The following is an 18,111-nucleotide window of genomic DNA, read 5'->3' on the forward strand; positions in this document are numbered from 1 at the left end:
ACAATGAATCTTAACATCAAAGCCGCGGCCGAAAATTCCTACGACGCCATCGTGGTAGGATCGGGCATCAGCGGCGGCTGGGCAGCCAAAGAGCTGTGCGAAAAAGGGCTCAAGACCCTCGTGCTGGAAAGAGGCAGGAACGTTGAGCATATCAAGGATTATCCGACCGCCAACTGGAACCCCTGGGACTATCCCCATCACGGTAAATTTACCCGGGAAATGGAGGAAAACCACCCCATCCAGAGCCGCTGCTACGCGTTTGACGAAGCCACGCAGCATTTCTGGGTGAATGATAAGGAAAATCCCTACAACGAGATCAAGCCCTTCAACTGGCTGCGCGGCAACCATGTGGGCGGCCGGTCGCTCATGTGGGGGCGGCAGGTCTACCGTTGGAGCGATATCGACTTCGAAGCCAACGCCAAAGATGGTCATGGGGTAGACTGGCCCATCCGGTACAAGGACATCGAGCCCTGGTACAGCTATGTCGAAAAATATATCGGGATCAGCGGCCAGGCGGAAAACCTACCCCAATTGCCCGATGGCGAATTCCTCAAGGCCATGGAAATGAACTGCCTCGAAAAGCACGTGGCAGCGCGTATCAAAGCACATTACAAAGACCGCATCATGACCATCGGCCGTTGTGCGCATGTTACCGAAGCGCACAACGGGAGAGGGCCCTGCCAGTACCGCGACCTTTGCGCGCGTGGTTGCCCTTTCACCGCCTACTTCAGCAGCAACGGCGTCACCCTTCCGGCGGCGGCCAAAACCGGCAATCTCACGCTCCGCCCGCACTCCATCGTACTGGAAGTGATGTACGACGAAAGCACCCAGAAAGCAAAAGGCGTACGCATCATGGACGCGGAGTCGAAAGAAGTGATCGAATACACGGCAAAGATCATCTTCCTCAACGCCTCCACGCTCGGTACCACCGCCATCCTCCTCAATTCCGTCAGCAACCGCTTCCCCAACGGGTTCGGCAACGATAGCGACCAGGTGGGCCGCAACCTTATGGACCACCACTTCGGCGTTGGCGCAGGCGGGTCGTTCGACGGGTTCCAGGACCAATATACTTACGGCCGGCGCGCCAACGGCATATACATTCCCAGGTTCCGCAACATCGGCGGCAATACCAACCGTAAGGATTATGTGCGCGGATTCGGCTACCAGGGCGGCGCCGGGCGCGGCCGTAAACAAACGATGGACGGTATCGGCATCGAACTGAAAGAAAACAATACGGAACCCGGCGAATGGGGCATGTGGATCGGTGCTTGGGGCGAACATCTGCCATATGCCGACAATACCGTGCGCCTCAATAAAACGAAAACCGACAAATGGGGATTGCCCACATTGGACATCGACTGCAACTTCCGCGACAACGAGCTGGCCATGCGCAAAGACATGCTGGAAAGCGCGAAGGAAATGCTGGAAGCTGCCGGATTGAAAAACGTTGGCGGAAGCGACGATATGCCGCCTCCGGGCCATTGCATCCATGAAATGGGGACGGCGCGCATGGGCCGCGATCCCAAAACCTCCGTGCTCAACGGCTTCAACCAGGTGCATGCGGCAAAGAACGTGTTTATCACCGATGGTGCGTGTATGAGTTCATCGGCCTGTCAAAACCCGTCGATCACCTATATGGCGCTGACGGCGCGTGCGGTAGACCACGGCGTGAACGAGCTGAAGAAACAGAATCTGTAGTCGCGGGTAATTCGATACAGTGTTGAAATCGTTGCAGTGGGGATTAACATCGGGTTAAAAATTTATACGTATAACGGATTATTTGGTAGCGGGAATAGGGTCGTAAACAAGTTTGTTGACGGCTTTTTCCCGCTTCTTTTTGATTTTACGAATTAAATAAGGTAACTTAAAGTAGGTTTTTCGCACACGTTATTGTTTAAACTTAAATACAGCTTACCATGGGAAGAGTCAGAGACATCTTGGTGGGCAAAGGTCACGCAGTTTACTCCGTACATCCGGACAGCACCGTTTATGAAGCCCTTAAAGTATTGGTGGACCGGAATGTTGGCGCCCTCACCGTCGTAGATAAAGATCATTTTATGGGCATATTTTCCGAGCGCGATTATGCGCGCCGGGTAATATTGAAAGGTCGTGCTTCGAAAGAGACCACGATCCGCGAGATCATGACAGAACACCCGATCACGGTTTCGGAAGACGAAACGATCGAGAACTGCATGTGCAAGATGACTGATAAAAGAATCCGGCATTTGCCGGTGGTGGATGCCGGAGGAAGACTCATCGGCATTGTCTCCATCGGGGATGTAGTGAAATATATCATGGACGAACAGAAACACATCATTGAAAACCTGGAGTGCTACATTACCGGCACGCATCATTAACGGATCAGTTACAACAGTTACAGACAGCCACATCCCCGGCGTTGTTTATTGTTTTATGGCCTGCATCTGCCCGGTGCGAGGAGTTGGAATTCGATTGGCTACAATAAAACAACCGCAAAGGATCCCCTCACCGACGCCCGTCCGGATAACCCGCAGATGAACCCATAAAACGACTGTTATGCAGCCAACCTGGCCATTTCTTGTATTTGGCGCCATCGTACTCGTATTGGTACTGGCGATCCTGGGTCTGTCCTACCTGCTGGGCCAGCGCCATAAAGACCGCTCTACGGGCGAAGCTTATGAATCCGGTATTTTATCCACCGGCTCCGCGCGCCTCCGCTTCCCGTCCCAATTTTACCTTGTTGCCATGTTGTTTGTCATCTTCGACATCGAGACCGTGTTCGTGATCTCCTGGGCCATCGCGTTCGGAGAGCTCGGATGGGCGGGGTTCATCGGCGTGTCTGTTTTCATCGCCATTTTGCTGGTAGTACTCATCTACGAATGGCGGAACGGTGCGCTGGATTTCGGGCCCGACGGGAAGAAAATCCTGAAAGCTTTCCGGAAGATGAAGTCCACATCCCTTCAAACTAAAACCGACAGCCATGAAGTGGTGGTTAACTGAACCGAAAGAAGCCGCGCCGCGCAGCAACGGCAATTACTCGGCCGAAGACTCCGTGGGCCAGAGCGTGATGCTCACTTCCGTAGAACGCCTCGTAGCCTGGGGCCGTAAAAACAGCATGTGGCCCTTCCATTTCGGGCTTTCGTGCTGCTTCGTGGAAATGGCCACCGGCATGACGCCCAAGTACGACCTCGCACGCTTCGGCGCAGAAGTGATCCGCGGAACGCCCCGCGAGGCAGACGTCATGATCATCGCCGGAACGGTTTTTATCAAGATGGCGCCCATCATCCAGCGGCTATACGAACAAATGATGGAACCGCGCTGGGTAATTTCGATGGGCAGCTGCGCGAATTCAGGCGGGATGTATGATATTTACAGCGTGGTCCAGGGCGTCGATAAATTTTTACCGGTAGACGTATACGTTCCCGGATGCCCGCCGCGCCCCGACGCCTTCATGCACGGCCTGCTGCTGTTGCAGGAATCCGTGGGTAAGGAATTGCGCCCCCTGAGCTGGACGATCGGCGACCAGGGCGTGATCAGGCCGGAGAAAACATCCATGAAAGACCGCTTCCGCGAGAAGCGCCAGAATATGACCGAATTCAAGACGCCGGACGAAATCTGAAAGGGGCTTCATCCGCCGCAACCTATAAACCTACACCGCATGAGTATCCGAAGGATCACCGAGAATGTCTATGAACTGAACCTGGGAAAGTCGAACGCATTTCTGATCGACGATGAAAAGCTGACGCTCATAGACACGGGAGAGCCCGACAGCAGCGGCCTCATATTGGAACTGCTGCAATCCATCGGCCGGCAGCCGGATGACCTGAAAAACATCCTGCTGACACACAGCCACCCGGACCATTCCGGCAGCGCTGCCGACCTGAAAGCCATCACGGGTGCGAAGATATACATGCATCCGGCCGAGAAGAAGTGGGTGGAAGCGGGATACATCCCGAAGCCCGAACGTCCGCAGTTCACGGGGCTGGTCAACCGCCTCATTTACCGGATGTTCATCGCCGGAGCACCCGGGTCCATCACGCCGTTCCGGATAGACCGGTTACTGGAAGATGGCGAATGGCTGCCCATCGGCGGCGGGATTCAGGCCGTCCACATTCCGGGGCATAGCGAAGGGCAATTGGCCTTTTTCTTCCCGGGGGCGAAGAATGTGCTGTTTGCGGCAGACGCCTGCGACAATCTCTTCGGACTGGGGTATTCGACCTTTTACGAAGACTTCGAAGCAGGGATGCACAGCCTCGAAAAACTGGCCACGTTCGATTTCGACGTAGCCTGCTTCGGGCACGGTAAAAGCATTCTGCACGGCGCAGGCATGAAATTCGGCCGGAAATTCATCGGCCACCATCATCATCACGGCGGGCATCCGCAAAGGGCCGCAGCAGCGGCGGGAGAAGAGGCAACGATAAGGGTGCATGAGCCGGAAGAAAGAAACTGAAACTGATACAAAACCCGATATAGCGACCAACAGCTCATTTCAAGCAAGGGTATAACAGACTGGAAAAGCCAGCAGCCAGGCGCATGGATACACAAAACCCACATCATGCCTGCAAGCATCTTTTCTGCCCTCTGCTCCCGGTTCGGCGAGCAGCTGTTCCATGAACAGCTCACCCGGGATGAGACGCCCACCATCTGGACGCCGCAAGGGAAGATCGTACCTGTACTGGAGTACCTCCGCAGTGAAGCGGACCAACCTTACCGCATGCTCTATGACCTCACGGCCATCGATGAGCGTGCGGGTAAAAGTAAGTACAACGGCACCTGCGAATTCACCCTCGTCTACCATCTCTTTTCCTTCGAACGAAATGCCTTTCTCCGCCTGAAAGTAGCCCTCCGCGGCGAATTTCCTTCCACCCCCAGCATTACCCACATCTGGCCTTCCGCCAACTGGTATGAAAGGGAAGTGTTCGACATGTTCGGCATCCGTTTCGAAGGGCATCCCCTGCTTCGCCGCATTCTCATGCCTACCACCTGGGAGGGGCACCCGCTCCGCAAGGAGCATCCCGCACGGGCCACCGAAATGGGGCCGTTCCGGCTCTTCCCGGAAAAAGAAGACAGGGAGCAGGAGGCCCTGCAGTTCAACCCGGAAGAATGGGGCCTCCGGCGGCAGTCTGACGACTCCGACTTCATGTTCCTCAACATCGGCCCCCAACACCCCGGCACCCACGGCGTGCTCCGCATCATCCTCCAGCTCGATGGCGAAGATATCGTAGACGCAGTGCCAGATATCGGTTTCCATCACCGCGGCGCCGAAAAAATGGGGGAACGCCAAAGCTGGCACACCTACATTCCCTACACGGACCGCATCGATTACCTCGGCGGCGTCAACAATAACCTCGCTTATTTGCTTTCCGTAGAAAAACTGGCCGGCATCCACATCCCGCAACGGGCCGAAGTGATCCGCGTCATGCTTTGCGAACTGTTCCGCATCGCCAGCCACCTGGTGTGGTACGGCACATTCGCGCAGGACGTGGGGCAGCTTTCGCCCGTATTCTACATGTTCACCGACCGCGAAAAAATCTTCAACATCATCGAAGCCGTTTGCGGCGGGCGCATGCATCCCAACTGGTTCCGGATCGGCGGCGTAGCGCAGGATCTGCCGCAGGGCTGGGACAAGCTCGTCCGCGAATTCGTGCAGTACTTCCCGAAGAAATTGAAGGAGTACGACAAGATGGTGATGCGCAACGCGATCTTCAAGGCGCGCACGGTGGGCATCGGGGTTTTTTCGCTGGAAGAGGCCATCGACTGGGGCGCAACTGGCCCTAACCTGCGGGCCTGCGGAATGGATTGGGATATGCGCAAGAAGCGCCCCTACAGCGGGTACGAACAGTACGAATTCGACATCCCGACGGGCCGGAACGGCGACTGCTACGACCGGGCCGTGGTGCGCGTGCAGGAAATGTGGGAAAGCCTCCGCATCATCGAGCAATGCCTCAACAACATGCCCGAAGGCCCGTACAAATCCGATCATCCGCTGGCCACGCCGCCGGTGAAGCAATACACGATGCAGGACATCGAAACCCTCATCCACCACTTCCTCCACGTTTCCTGGGGCCCCGTGATCCCGAACGGCGAAGCCATGATCGTCACGGAAGCCACCAAAGGATGGAACAGCTATTATCTCACCAGCGACGGCAACACCGCGCCCTACCGGGTGCGCGTGCGCACGCCCTCGTTCGCACATATGCAGATGATCCCGTACATCAGCCGCGGGTACACGGTGGCCGACCTTTTATCCATCCTCGGCGCCATGGATTACGTGCTGGCGGACATTGACCGGTAAAAAAACGAATTGTATGCTATCGATGACCGAAAAAGAGAAAATCGAGGACGAGATCCGGCAGGTGCCCATCAAAAAGGCAGCCTGTATAGAAGCCCTCAAGATCGTCCAGGAACACCGCAGATGGGTGTCTGACGAAAGCATCCGCGATGTGGCCGATATCCTCGATATGAGCCCCGAAGAGGTAGACAGCGTGGCCACATTCTACAACCTCATCTTCCGGCAGCCCGTGGGCCGCCACATCATCCTGCTGTGCGACAGCATCAGCTGTTACGTGATGGGCCTCAAAGGCATCCACGCCGAATTGACGCGGCTGCTGGAGATACAGTACGGGCAAACAACGGCGGACGGGCGCTTCACGCTGCTGCCCAACCCTTGCCTCGGCACCTGCGATCATGCGCCGGCGCTTATGGTCGACAATGATACGTATCGCGATCTCCAACCTTCCGCATTAGTTGACATACTCGAAAAATATACCTGATATGGAACGACCGCTCACACAACACATCACCTTTCCGCCGCTGGAGATCCGCCAGTACGAGGCCATCGGCGGCTACCAGGCCGTGCGCAAGGCGGTACGCCATATGCAACCGCAGGAAGTGACCGCGCTGGTAAAGGAATCCAATATGAAAGGCCGCGGCGGTGCGGGTTTCAGCACCGGCATGAAATGGAGCTTCGTGCCGATGGACGTTCCCGGCCCCAAATACCTCGTGGCCAATGCCGACGAAATGGAACCGGGCACGTTCAAAGACCGGTGGTTGCTGGAAGGCAATCCCCATCAGCTGCTGGAAGGCATGATCGTGGCGGCATATGCGATACAGGCCACCGAAGCGTTCGTGTTCCTCCGATGGGCGTATAAAGACGCGGCCATTGCGGTGCGGAAGGCCATCGCGGAGGCGTATGATGCGGGGTACCTGGGAAAAGATATCCTCGGCACCGGGTATTCCCTCGAAATGCATTTGCATACGGGGGTGGGGAGATACATGTGCGGCGAAGAAACCGCGCTCCTTAATTCCCTCGAAGGCAAACGCGCCACTCCCCGCGCCAAACCCCCGTTCCCGCAAATCTCCGGCCTGTTCGGCAAACCCACCATCGTCAACAACGTGGAAACCCTGTCGTTCATCCCCCATATCGTCAATAAAGGCGCAGACTGGTTCAAATCCTTAAGCAGATCGGCCGACGGCGGCACAAAAATCTACGGTGTTTCCGGCCGCGTGAACAAACCCGGGGCCTGGGAACTGCCCATGGGCATCACGATGCGCGAACTGATGGAAGAATACGCCGGCGGCATGAAAAACGGCTTCGGCTTCCGGGGCGTGTTGCCGGGCGGCGCATCCACCGACTTCCTCATCGAAAAACACATGGACATCACCCTCGATTTCGCCGGCGTTGCCGCAGCAGGCAGCCGTTTGGGAACGGGGACGATGGTGGTGCTGGACGATCAGACCTGTCCCGTCGGGTTCGTACACAACCTCGAGCACTTCTTCGCACAGGAATCCTGCGGGTTCTGCACGCCCTGCCGCGAAGGCCTTCCCTGGACGGAAAAGCTCCTCTGGGCCATCGAGCAGGGAAGGGGGCGCGATGAAGACCTGGCGCTCCTGCTCCGCCATACCGAATGGCTCGGGCCGGGCAATACTTTCTGCGCGCTGGCACCCGGTGCCATGGAGCCGCTGCAAAGCGCGCTCAAATATTTCCGTGACGATTTTGAAAGACACATCCGGGAACACCGTTGTCCGTACCACGACCCCGTGCCGGCCGCTCCCGCATCCGCTCACCTCCATCATACCCATCACTTATGACCATCTACATCGATAACAAGCCATACGAAGCGAAGCCGGGCAAAAATCTCCTGGAAGCCTGCCTGGAGCTGGGCCTGAACCTTCCGTATTTCTGCTGGCACCCGGCGCTGGGCTCGGTGGGCGCCTGCCGGCAATGCGCCGTGAAAGTGTTCAAGGACGAAGACGATAAAACAGGGCGCCTGGTGATGGGGTGTATGGAACCGGTGCGCGACAATCTCCGGCTTTCGCTGGAAGACCCTGGCGCAAAGGCTTTCCGCGAACAGGTCATCGGCTGGCTCATGACCAATCACCCACATGATTGCGCCGTGTGCGACGAAGGCGGCTCCTGCCATTTGCAGGACATGACGGTGATGACGGGCCATACCTACCGCAACTACCGCTTCTCCAAGCGGACGTACGAAAACCAGGACCTCGGCCCCTTCCTCAACCACGAAATGAACCGCTGCATCCAATGCTACAGATGCGTGCGTTTTTATAAAGACTACGCCGGCGGAAAAGACCTCAACGTGTTCGCCGCACACAACCACGTGTATTTCGGGCGATGCGAAAGCGGCCGGCTGGAAAGCGAATTCAGCGGGAACCTTGCGGAAGTGTGCCCCACGGGCGTGTTTACCGACAAAACCCTCAAATCGCATTACACCCGGAAGTGGGACATGACCTGGGCGCCGTCGGTTTGCCAGGGCTGCTCATTGGGTTGCAATACGAGCGCCGGTGAGCGGTATGGTTCCCTCCGCCAGATCGCCAACCGCTACAACGGTGAAGTGAACGGCTATTTCCTTTGCGATCGCGGAAGGTATGGCTACGAGTTCGTCAACAGCGATCAGCGCATCCTGCAACCCGCGTTCCGCCCGCATTCCAACGGTACGGTCAATAAGGAGCATGTGCTGGACCAGGTGGCCGCGCGGTTGAAGAACGGGCGCACCATCGGCATCGGATCGCCCCGCGCCAGCCTGGAATCGAATTTCGCGCTGAAGATGCTGGTGGGCGAAGACAATTTCTACCTCGGTATGTCCGATTCGGATCATGATCTTACGTCCCTCGCGCTGAAAATCCTCCGCGACGGTCCCGTACGCACGCCTTCCCTGCAGGAAGCCGGTGAGGCCGATGCGGTGTTCATTTTGGGGGAAGACCTCACCAACACCGCGCCCATGCTGGCACTGGCGGTCCGGCAGGCCGTCCGCCGCAAGCCGGAGGCCGATGCCATGGGGCAAATCCACCTGGCCGAATGGCAGGATGCCGCCGTGCGCGAAGCGGTGCAGGAAGATCGCGGCCCGCTTTTCATATTCAACACCCTCCCCACCAAACTCGACGAACTGGCGGAAGCCGTGCAACGCGGTGCGCCGGAGCAGCTGGCGCGGCTGGGCTTTGCGGTGGCGCAGCAGTTGGGGGCCGATATAGCGCCCATTACCGGATTGACCCCCGAAGAAACCGCGCTGGCCGGAAAAATTGCGGCGGCGCTCCTGGCGGCGGAGCGGCCGTTGATCATCGGCGGGTACGGCAGCGGATGCGATCATATGATGAAAGCCGCGGCCAACGTGGCCTGGGCGCTACGGCAAAAAGGCCGAAATCCCCTGCTCAGCCTCACGTTGCCGGAAGTGAACAGTCTGGGCCTCGAAATGCTCGGCGGCCACCGGCTCGATACGGCCATCGATGTGTTGCGGCAAGGAGAGGCGGATACGGTGATCGTGCTGGAAAACGATCTTTACCGGCGCGCAGACGAACATCTTATCGACGAATTTTTCCTGCATGCGCAGGAAGTCATCCTCATCGATCATTTATATAACCGCACCGCCGAGAAAGCGACGGTGCTGCTGCCTGCAGGGACCTTCGCTGAGGCCGACGGCACCGTCGTCAACAACGAAGGCCGCGCGCAGCGTTACTACCAGGTGTACGTCCCCAAAGGCGATGTACAGGAAAGCTGGCGGTGGTGCCTCCAGATCGCGGAGGGCGCGCAGGTGCAATCGCTCCACGGCCTTCATAACCTCGACGATATCGACTGGGCGCTGACCACCGGCATGCCGTCGCTGGCATCCCTGCAGCACCTGGCGCCGCACGCCGATTTCCGGATCAACGGGCAGCGCATCCCCCGCGAACCGCACCGCTACAGCGGGCGAACGGCCATGCAGGCGAATGTGAACGTGAGCGAGCCCAAGCCCGCGGAAGACGATGATACGCCGCTATCCTTCACCATGGAGGGTTACAGGGGAGAACCGCCGGCGCCGCTTATTCCGTTCTTCTGGTCGCCGGGCTGGAATTCCGTACAATCCGTGAACAAATACCAACAGGAAATAGGAGGGCACCTCCATGGCGGCGACCCGGGCGTCCGGCTGCTGGAACCGCATGTGAACGGCGGTGCGCCGTTTTTCCACGAAGCGCCCGACACGTTCGTGCCCATTCCGGGGCATGTGCATATCATGCCGGTCTATCACATTTTCGGGTCGGAGGAGCTGAGCATGTACACGCCCGGCATCGCGAAACACGCGGCGGATTTCTGCTGCCTCTACCTCAATCCCGACGATCTCGCGCAGTGGAACATCACGCCCGGTAATTGGGTGACGGTGGAAACGGACCATCATACCTGCCGGCTGGTGGCCACGGCCAACCATTGGATGCCGCGCGGCCTGGCGGGCGTGAACGCTGGACTGCCGCAATCGCCCGTGGTGGATTTACCGGTACTGGCGAAGATGCAGGCGTAAATGATAACGATAAAAAATTTTCGATATGGAAGCACAATACTGGTGGATCATCGGCGGCGTACTGTTCGTGCTGCTCAATACGGCCGCCGGCCTCATCTGGCTCGAAAGGCGGATGCTGGCGCTCTGGCAGGACAGGTACGGCCCCAACCGTGCCGGGCCTTTCGGCATCCTCATCGTGCTGGCCGATACATTGAAACTGTTTTTCAAGGAAGACTGGATCCCGCCGTTTGCCGACAAGGTCGTATTCGTGTTTGCGCCGGCGGTGGTGGTGGCGAGTGTGCTCATGGCGTTTGCCGTGGTGCCTTTCGGGCCGGGGATCGTGGTGGCAGACATGAACATCGGCGTACTTTTTTTCCTGGCGATGTCTTCGCTGGGCGTGTACAGCATTGTGCTGGGGGGATGGGCGTCCAACAACAAATACGCCCTGCTGGGCGCCATGCGCGGCGCGTCGCAGATGATCAGTTACGAAGTGTTCATGGGCCTGGCGCTCATGGGACCGGTGATCCTCAGCGGCACGTTCAACCTGAGCGGGATCGTGGAAGCGCAGCGCGGGATGTGGTATATATTCCCGCAGTTACTGGGTTTCGTCATCTTCTTCATCGCCGGCATTGCCGAAACGCACCGATTGCCGTTCGATATCCCGGAAGCGGAAAGCGAACTGGTGGCGGGTTTCCACTCAGAATATTCGGGGATGAAATTCGGGATGTTCTTCATCGGGGAATATCTCGGCATCACCCTCATTTCCTCCATGATCGTTACGCTGTATTTCGGGGGATGGCTGGGCCCAGCCTTCCTGCCCGGCGTGATCTGGTTTGTGCTGAAAACGTTCGTTTTCATCATGGTCTTCATCCTGCTGCGCGCTTCCATGCCGCGGCCGCGGTACGACCAGCTGATGGAATACGGATGGAAGGTATTGTTCCCGCTGTCTTTGCTGAACCTGCTCGGCACGGCGGCCGTCAAATTGTTCATCGATAAATGACCGGTTATGTTCAGTTTACTCAGAAGTATGTGGCTGGTGTTCCTGCACATGTTCCACAAACGCGAAACGTACCAGTACCCGGAAGAGAAAGCGCCCCTTCCCGCACGCTGGCGCGGCCGCATAGCGCTCACCCGCGACCCCGACGGCGGCGAACGCTGCGTGGGCTGCTATCTCTGCGCCGCTGCATGCCCGGTAGACTGCATCTCGCTGCAGGCCGCCGAAGCCCCCGACGGACGGCGATACCCCGGCTTCTTCCGCATCAACTTTTCCCGCTGCATCTTCTGCGGGTTCTGCGAAGAGGCGTGCCCTACCTACGCCATACAACTGCTGCCCGATTTCGAAATGGCGGAATACGACCGGCAGAACCTGGTGTATGAGAAGGAAGACCTGCTCATCAACAGCCAGGGCAAATATCCCGGTTACAATTATTACCGCGTGGCGGGCATGGCCATCGCAGGGAAGGATAAGGGCGAAGCCCGGCACGAGGAGCCGCCGGTAAACGTGCGCAGTCTGTTACCTTAAAACCGAACGGTATGGGAACCGCATTTTATATCGCGGCCGCTGTGGCCGTTTTGTCGACCATCATGGTCATCACCCGGTACAACATCATGCATGCGCTGCTGTACTTCAATGTGTCGATGCTCAGCGTGGCAGTGGTGTTTTACCTGTACGGGGCGCCGTTCATGGCCGCGCTGGAACTCATCGTTTATGCCGGCGCCATCATGGTGCTGATCATATTTTTCGTGATGATGCTCAACCTTGGCAGCCAGACCGCCGGCGAAGAGCGCAGCTGGATGACGCCAGGTGTATGGATCGGTCCGTCGGTACTGTGCCTCGTACTGCTGGCAGAACTGGTCTACCTCATGGTCCAGCCCGCGGATACGGGTGCGGAGATCAAAGTGGTAGACCCGAAGGAGGTGGGTAAAAGCCTGTTCGGCCCTTATATGCTGGCTGTTGAGCTGGCGGGCATGCTGCTGATGGCAGGGATCGTAGGGGCTTATCACCTCGGCCGTCAAAAGAAAAAAATCGTTCACCGTTTCCTCGAAAATTCTCCGTCATGATCAACGCAACAACGGCAGGGCTCGTCCTTGCAGGGGTATTGTTCACATTGGGCCTCATCAGCATGCTGATCCGCCGGAACATCATCTTCATGCTGGTGTCGGTAGAAATCATGCTCAACGCCGCGGGGCTCGCCTTCATTGTGGCGGCCAGCCGGTGGGGGCAGCCGGAGGGACAGGTGATGTTCATGTTCATCCTTGCCATGGCCGCGGCGGAAGTATCTGTCGGCCTGGCGCTGATCCTCCAGTTGTACCACCAGCTCAAATCGCTGGACAGCGACGAGGCTAGCCGGATGCGGGGCTGAAGCCGCATCGAGAACCGTAAAAACATTGCATTATGGAATGGATGTACCTCGTTCCCGCGCTCCCTTTCCTGGGCGCCCTTATCCTGATCCTGTTTTCCGGAAAGATCGGGAAGCCCGGCGTGATCGCCGTGGGCTGCGGCAGTATCGGGCTGGCGGCGCTGGTGACCATCGTGGCGGGCTGGCAGTTCATGCAGTCGGGCGTTCCGGCGTTCAGCCAGCATTTGTGGGAATGGCTGCGGGTGGGCGATTTCAGCATCGGCGTCAACCTGCGGCTGGATGCGCTTTCATTGTCGTTCGCCTTCGTCATCACGTTCGTGGGGTGGCTGATCCATATTTACTCGACGGGTTATATGTCCGACGATCCTGATTTCGCGCGGTTTTTCGCGTGCATGAACCTGTTTGTGGGATCGATGCTCATGCTCGTGCTGGCCGATAATCTTTTACTGATGTACCTGGGCTGGGAGGGCGTGGGGCTGTGCAGCTACCTGCTGATCGGGTTCTGGTATAAAGCCCCCGAGAACGGCGCCGCCGCGCGCAAAGCCTTTATCGTGACGCGTGTGGGCGATACGGCCATGGCCATTGCGCTGTTTCTGCTAGTGCAGCATACCGGGAGTTTACAATTGTCGGTAGTGCTGGAGCGGGCGCAAAGCCTCTGGGCGGCGGGAGACCCCACGGTAGTGTGGATCGCGTTCCTCCTGCTGGGCGGCGCGGTCGGGAAATCTGCCCAGCTGCCCCTCCAAACCTGGTTGCCCGACGCCATGGCGGGCCCAACGCCCGTGAGCGCCCTCATCCATGCGGCTACGATGGTGACGGCGGGCGTGTACCTCATCGCGCGGACGAACGTCATCTTTTCACTGGCGCCCGCGGCGCAAACGGCCGTAGCGATCACAGGGGCGGTTACTTTACTGCTGGCGGGTTTCAGCGCCTGGGTACAAACGGATATCAAACGGGTATTGGCCTATTCTACCATCAGCCAGATCGGGTATATGTTCCTCGCGCTGGGCGTGGGCGCCTGGTCGGCCGCCATTTTCCATTTCATCACCCATGCGTTTTTCAAAGCTCTGTTATTCCTCGGTGCGGGCGCCGTCATTCATGCGCTGCATCACGAACAGGATATGTTCAAAATGGGCGGATTGCGCAAATCCCTGCCCGGTGTGTTCCTCGTTTTTTTGATCGGTTCGCTGTCGCTGGCGGCCATTCCGTTCATTTCGTCGGGATGGTACAGTAAAGACCAGATCATCTGGCTGGCGGGCACGGCGGCGGGAGGCAGGCCGGTGTACGCGTTTGCCGCGGTGTTGGGGGCTTTCATCACGGCGGCCTATACCACGCGGATGATGCTGCTGGTATTTTTCGGGAAGGAGCAGACGCACGTCCACCACAAACCCGGCCCGGAAATGATGGTCCCGCTCTACGTGCTGGCGGTTTGCAGCACGCTGGCCGGTTTCCTGGAGCTGCCGCATACCCTCGGTCATTTCACCTGGCTGAGCGATTTCCTGCAGCCGGTGCTGCCGGAAGTGGTAACGCAGCATGCCAGCGTGGCGGCGGAATGGGGGTTGCAAACCATCACCGCGGGGCTTGCGGCGCTGGCTATTTACATTACCTGGCGGTTGCTGAACGCACCGTTCCCCAAAGAAGCGGGCGCTTTCCTGAAAAGCGGCTGGGGCTTCGATGCGGCGTACGATGTGTTGTTCGTTCAACCGTTCGTTCGGATCGCCAGGCTCAACCGGAAAGATATTATCGATAACGTATATACCGGGCTGGCCGCCATTACCCGCGGGCTTCACCGGATGATGTCCGCCACGCAAAGCGGGATCATCCGGTGGTATGTGCTGGGAGTGGTGATGGGTGCGGTCCTGATACTGTCCGTCATCATCTGGCGGCATTCCATGTAACCTGAAAAACGATTCGCCATGATACTGCTGGCTTTCATATTATTTCCACTGGCGGGCGCTTTCCTGGCCTGGGCCTCCGCGGCCGTGAACGCCACCCTTCCCCGGTGGATCGCACTGCTGGTGATGCTCGCCGGCCTTGTGCTCGCCGTGGGCATCTGGGTGCAACCGGAACCGGCGTCGCTGGCGGGGGCAGACTGGCGATACGTTTACCATCAACCCTGGATGCCCCGCTTCGGCGTGAGCCTTTCCCTGGCGATTGACGGGCTCAGCCTCCTCATGATCGTGCTCACTTTCTTTCTCGGCGCCATGGCCGTGCTGGTGTCGTGGAACGAGATCCGCGACCGCACGGGCTTCTACTACTTCAACCTGTTATTCGTACTGGGCGGCATTGCGGGTGTTTTCCTGGTGATGGACCTTTTCCTGTTCTACTTCTTCTGGGAAGTGATGCTCATCCCCATGTATTTCCTCATCGGTATCTGGGGCCATGGGCGCAGGTTGTACGCTTCGCTGAAGTTTTTCCTCTTCACGCAGGCGGGCGGTTTGCTCATGCTGCTTTCCATATTGGGATTGTATTTCGTGCACGGCGCATCCACCGGGAATTATACCTTTTCATACGCTGAACTGCTGCAAACGCCCATGGAACAGGGGATTGGCCGATGGCTGATGCTGGGGTTCATGGCGGCGTTCCTCGTCAAATTACCGGCATTCCCTTTCCATACCTGGTTGCCCGATGCGCATACGGAAGCGCCCACCGCGGGGTCTGTCATCCTCGCCGGACTGCTTCTTAAAACCGGAGCTTACGGCATCCTGCGCTTCGTGTTGCCCTTGTTCCCCGAAGCCTGTCACGCTTTTGCGCAGGTATTTATGCTGCTCGGCGCGATCGGGATATTGTACGGCGGGCAGCTTGCGTACGCACAAACAGATTTCAAGCGGCTGGTGGCGTATACGAGCGTGAGCCATATGGGATTTGTGCTGGTGGGGGCCTTTGCGTTCAACGAACTGGCGTACCAGGGCGTGGTGATGCAGATGATCACGCATGGCATCAGTACCGGTGCGCTGTTCATGATCGCCGGGGTGTTGTACGAAAGGCTTCATACGCGGGAGCTGGAGAAGATGGGTGGATTATGGGCGGCTTTGCCGGGATTGGGGGCCATTACCATGGTGTTCGTTATGGCGTCGTTGGGGCTTCCGGGGCTGGGGAATTTCATCGCGGAATTCCTTATCCTGGCCGGCAGCTGGCAGGCGTCGCCCTGGATCACGGTGCTGGCGGCCACCGGGCTGGTAGTGGCCACGGTATACAGTTTGCGCATCATGCAGAAAGTATTTTTCGGGATTTCGCTGCGCGAGTTCCGGTTGAAGGATATGACAGTACGCGAAGCCGTGATGCTGCTGCCGCTGGTGATCGCCATCATCTGGCTGGGACTGTTTCCCCAGCGGGTGATCGACACCGCTTCGAAAGCCGCGCCGGTCGTCGCATTTCAATACAAGGATAATTAAATCGGACATATGTCTACCCATGATCTGCTTGCCCTGCTGCCCGTGATGATCCTCGCCGGCGCCTCCGTGATCGCCATGTTACTGGTGGCGATACGCCGTAACCACCGGCTGATGCACGCCTTCACCGTAGCGGCATTCCTCCTTGCGCTGCTGTCGCTGCTTCGCCAGCCGGTGACGATGCCTTATTTCGTTGCGCCGCTGTTCGTGGTCGACAAGTTCTCGGAGTTCAATACCGGCCTCATGCTCGCTACCGGCATCAGCGTACTGCTGCTGTCGTTCAAATATTTCGAGCAGCGCGAGGAGCGGAAGGAGGAATATTACATTCTGCTGCTGCTGGCTACGGTGGGCGGGATCGTGCTGCTGGTGAGCCGCAACTTCGTGTCGCTGTTCCTCGGGCTGGAAACGATGAGCATCAGTTTATACGGACTGATCGCGTACCTGCGGGCGCGGGAGCGGTCAGACGAAGCGGGGATCAAATATCTCCTGCTGGCGGCGCTTTCGTCGGCATTTCTGCTCTTCGGCATGGCGCTGGTGTATGCGGAATCCGGGACGATGGATTTTGTGGGGATCGGGCAGTACCTGAAAAGTATTTCCACCGCGCCGGTGACGGTGGTGGCGGGATTCGGGCTCATGCTCATCGGTGTGGGATTCAAGCTCGGCATTGTGCCATTCCACATGTGGGCACCGGATATTTACGAAGGTGCCCCGCTGCCGGTGGCCGCCTATATCGCTACCGTGTCCAAAGGCAGTATGCTGGTGCTGCTGATGCGGTTTTACAGGGATGTTAACGGGTATGAATATACGATATTATGGTGGGTGCTGGCCATCATCGCCATGGCGAGCATGTTTGCGGGCAACTGGCTGGCGCTAATGCAGCGCAATGTGAAGCGGTTGCTGGCGTATTCTTCCATTTCGCATATGGGATATATCCTCATCGCTTTTCTCGCCGGCTCGGAAGCAGGGCAGGAGGCGGTGATGTTTTACCTGGTGGCGTATGTGATCACGAGCATCGGGGCGTTCGGGGTATTGGCGTTGCTGAGCGATGAGCTGAACGATGCGGAAATGCTGGAAGACTTCAGCGGCCTGTTTTGGCGGCAACCCTGGCTGGCGGCCATTTTTACGGCGATGCTGTTGTCGCTGGCGGGTATCCCGCTGACCGCGGGTTTCATCGGCAAGTTCTATGTGGTGGCGGCGGGCGTGAACGCGGGGCTGTGGTTGCTGCTGGCTTTGCTGGTGGTGAACAGTGTGATCGGATTGTTTTATTATATCCGCCTGGTGGCGGTGATGTTTGCGCCGCAGGAGGGGACGTTTGCCCGGAAGCGGCTGCCGTTCTTCGGCGTGTTCGCCCTGTCTGCCCTCATGGCGCTTTTGTTATGGTTAGGGATATATCCGTCTGTCCTCATTTCCATGATCCGCGATATGATGCTGACCATGGGCTGAGCTGTTGGTTATACCGGATGTGCGCCCGCTTCCCGTGAAGCGGGCTATTTATTGGTCCCAGCCGTTAGTTGAAAACTACGCACTTTAGTGCGAGGGCTTTAGTAATGCGAAAAAATCTGTCTAAATTAGGTAGATGATGCGCCATGGTAGCCATACAGTAAGCCGCTTGACGGT

General features: G+C 57.9%; 16 protein-coding genes. All 16 read left to right on the forward strand.

Going from position 1 to position 18,111, the window contains the following annotated elements; translation table 11 throughout:
* The first annotated feature begins 3 nt into the window (after nucleotides 1-3).
* The 16 genes from EJ361_RS24140 (at nucleotide 4) to EJ361_RS24215 (ending at nucleotide 17,937) form a co-directional block, all read left to right on the forward strand.
* A complete protein-coding gene (locus EJ361_RS24140; RefSeq protein ID WP_126249145.1) occupies nucleotides 4-1,698 on the forward strand; it encodes a GMC oxidoreductase in 1,695 nt (564 codons plus the stop codon).
* A gap of 218 nt (nucleotides 1,699-1,916) precedes the next feature.
* On the forward strand, nucleotides 1,917-2,357 hold the full coding sequence (locus EJ361_RS24145) for a CBS domain-containing protein (RefSeq protein WP_126249146.1): 441 nt from the start codon (nucleotides 1,917-1,919) through the stop codon (nucleotides 2,355-2,357).
* Between the two features lie 178 nt (nucleotides 2,358-2,535).
* Entirely contained in the window at nucleotides 2,536-2,979 is a 444-nt protein-coding gene (locus EJ361_RS24150; RefSeq protein ID WP_126249147.1) for an NADH-quinone oxidoreductase subunit A, read from the forward strand.
* Nucleotides 2,960-3,598: an NADH-quinone oxidoreductase subunit B gene (locus tag EJ361_RS24155; RefSeq protein ID WP_126249148.1), complete on the forward strand. Its 639-nt coding sequence runs from the start codon at nucleotides 2,960-2,962 to the stop codon at nucleotides 3,596-3,598. The genes EJ361_RS24150 and EJ361_RS24155 overlap by 20 nt, the downstream gene beginning before the upstream one ends.
* A 39-nt stretch (nucleotides 3,599-3,637) precedes the next feature.
* On the forward strand, nucleotides 3,638-4,429 hold the full coding sequence (locus EJ361_RS24160; RefSeq protein WP_126249149.1) for an MBL fold metallo-hydrolase: 792 nt from the start codon (nucleotides 3,638-3,640) through the stop codon (nucleotides 4,427-4,429).
* A gap of 102 nt (nucleotides 4,430-4,531) precedes the next feature.
* A complete protein-coding gene (gene nuoC, locus EJ361_RS24165) occupies nucleotides 4,532-6,274 on the forward strand; it encodes an NADH-quinone oxidoreductase subunit C/D (RefSeq protein WP_262707085.1) in 1,743 nt (580 codons plus the stop codon).
* 13 nt (nucleotides 6,275-6,287) lie between these two features.
* On the forward strand, nucleotides 6,288-6,752 hold the full coding sequence (gene nuoE, locus EJ361_RS24170) for an NADH-quinone oxidoreductase subunit NuoE (protein ID WP_126249151.1): 465 nt from the start codon (nucleotides 6,288-6,290) through the stop codon (nucleotides 6,750-6,752).
* Between the two features lies 1 nt (nucleotide 6,753).
* Nucleotides 6,754-8,070: an NADH-quinone oxidoreductase subunit NuoF gene (gene nuoF, locus EJ361_RS24175; RefSeq protein ID WP_126249152.1), complete on the forward strand. Its 1,317-nt coding sequence runs from the start codon at nucleotides 6,754-6,756 to the stop codon at nucleotides 8,068-8,070.
* Entirely contained in the window at nucleotides 8,067-10,766 is a 2,700-nt protein-coding gene (gene nuoG, locus EJ361_RS24180; protein WP_126249153.1) for an NADH-quinone oxidoreductase subunit NuoG, read from the forward strand. Before nuoF ends, nuoG begins: the two co-directional genes overlap by 4 nt.
* Nucleotides 10,767-10,791: 25 nt before the next feature.
* Nucleotides 10,792-11,745 carry an NADH-quinone oxidoreductase subunit NuoH gene (gene nuoH, locus EJ361_RS24185; protein ID WP_126249154.1) on the forward strand — a complete coding sequence of 318 codons (954 nt, stop codon included), beginning with the start codon at nucleotides 10,792-10,794 and terminating at the stop codon, nucleotides 11,743-11,745.
* A 6-nt stretch (nucleotides 11,746-11,751) separates the two neighbouring features.
* Entirely contained in the window at nucleotides 11,752-12,267 is a 516-nt protein-coding gene (gene nuoI, locus EJ361_RS24190; protein WP_126249155.1) for an NADH-quinone oxidoreductase subunit NuoI, read from the forward strand.
* A gap of 11 nt (nucleotides 12,268-12,278) precedes the next feature.
* Complete coding sequence (gene nuoJ, locus EJ361_RS24195) at nucleotides 12,279-12,806, forward strand: NADH-quinone oxidoreductase subunit J (RefSeq protein WP_126249156.1); 528 nt, start codon at nucleotides 12,279-12,281, stop codon at nucleotides 12,804-12,806.
* Nucleotides 12,803-13,108 carry an NADH-quinone oxidoreductase subunit NuoK gene (gene nuoK, locus EJ361_RS24200; RefSeq protein ID WP_126249157.1) on the forward strand — a complete coding sequence of 102 codons (306 nt, stop codon included), beginning with the start codon at nucleotides 12,803-12,805 and terminating at the stop codon, nucleotides 13,106-13,108. Before nuoJ ends, nuoK begins: the two co-directional genes overlap by 4 nt.
* A gap of 32 nt (nucleotides 13,109-13,140) precedes the next feature.
* Nucleotides 13,141-15,000 (forward strand): NADH-quinone oxidoreductase subunit L, encoded by a 1,860-nt coding sequence (gene nuoL / locus EJ361_RS24205; protein WP_205687102.1) that lies wholly within the window; start codon nucleotides 13,141-13,143, stop codon nucleotides 14,998-15,000.
* Nucleotides 15,001-15,018: 18 nt separating this feature from the next.
* The gene (nuoM, locus tag EJ361_RS24210; RefSeq protein ID WP_126249159.1) at nucleotides 15,019-16,497 is read left to right on the forward strand and encodes an NADH-quinone oxidoreductase subunit M; all 1,479 of its coding nucleotides are present in this window, start codon (nucleotides 15,019-15,021) and stop codon (nucleotides 16,495-16,497) included.
* Nucleotides 16,498-16,506: 9 nt separating this feature from the next.
* A complete protein-coding gene (locus EJ361_RS24215; protein WP_126249160.1) occupies nucleotides 16,507-17,937 on the forward strand; it encodes an NADH-quinone oxidoreductase subunit N in 1,431 nt (476 codons plus the stop codon).
* The last annotated feature ends 174 nt before the right edge of the window (nucleotides 17,938-18,111 follow it).

The organism is Chitinophaga rhizosphaerae (genome assembly GCF_003958645.1).
In the GTDB taxonomy this organism is placed as follows: Bacteria; Bacteroidota; Bacteroidia; order Chitinophagales; family Chitinophagaceae; genus Chitinophaga; species Chitinophaga rhizosphaerae.

Excerpts from the sequence above, each read along its gene's own strand:
- EJ361_RS24140 (WP_126249145.1), top strand. The coding sequence starts at position 4 with ATGAATCTTAACATCAAAGCCGCGGCCGAAAATTCCTACGACGCCATC.
- EJ361_RS24145 (WP_126249146.1), top strand. The coding sequence starts at position 1,917 with ATGGGAAGAGTCAGAGACATCTTGGTGGGCAAAGGTCACGCAGTTTAC.
- EJ361_RS24150 (WP_126249147.1), top strand. The coding sequence starts at position 2,536 with ATGCAGCCAACCTGGCCATTTCTTGTATTTGGCGCCATCGTACTCGTA.
- EJ361_RS24155 (WP_126249148.1), top strand. The coding sequence starts at position 2,960 with ATGAAGTGGTGGTTAACTGAACCGAAAGAAGCCGCGCCGCGCAGCAAC.
- EJ361_RS24160 (WP_126249149.1), top strand. The coding sequence starts at position 3,638 with ATGAGTATCCGAAGGATCACCGAGAATGTCTATGAACTGAACCTGGGA.
- nuoE (WP_126249151.1), top strand. The coding sequence starts at position 6,288 with ATGCTATCGATGACCGAAAAAGAGAAAATCGAGGACGAGATCCGGCAG.
- nuoF (WP_126249152.1), top strand. The coding sequence starts at position 6,754 with ATGGAACGACCGCTCACACAACACATCACCTTTCCGCCGCTGGAGATC.
- nuoG (WP_126249153.1), top strand. The coding sequence starts at position 8,067 with ATGACCATCTACATCGATAACAAGCCATACGAAGCGAAGCCGGGCAAA.
- nuoH (WP_126249154.1), top strand. The coding sequence starts at position 10,792 with ATGGAAGCACAATACTGGTGGATCATCGGCGGCGTACTGTTCGTGCTG.
- nuoI (WP_126249155.1), top strand. The coding sequence starts at position 11,752 with ATGTTCAGTTTACTCAGAAGTATGTGGCTGGTGTTCCTGCACATGTTC.
- nuoJ (WP_126249156.1), top strand. The coding sequence starts at position 12,279 with ATGGGAACCGCATTTTATATCGCGGCCGCTGTGGCCGTTTTGTCGACC.
- nuoK (WP_126249157.1), top strand. The coding sequence starts at position 12,803 with ATGATCAACGCAACAACGGCAGGGCTCGTCCTTGCAGGGGTATTGTTC.
- nuoL (WP_205687102.1), top strand. The coding sequence starts at position 13,141 with ATGGAATGGATGTACCTCGTTCCCGCGCTCCCTTTCCTGGGCGCCCTT.
- nuoM (WP_126249159.1), top strand. The coding sequence starts at position 15,019 with ATGATACTGCTGGCTTTCATATTATTTCCACTGGCGGGCGCTTTCCTG.
- EJ361_RS24215 (WP_126249160.1), top strand. The coding sequence starts at position 16,507 with ATGTCTACCCATGATCTGCTTGCCCTGCTGCCCGTGATGATCCTCGCC.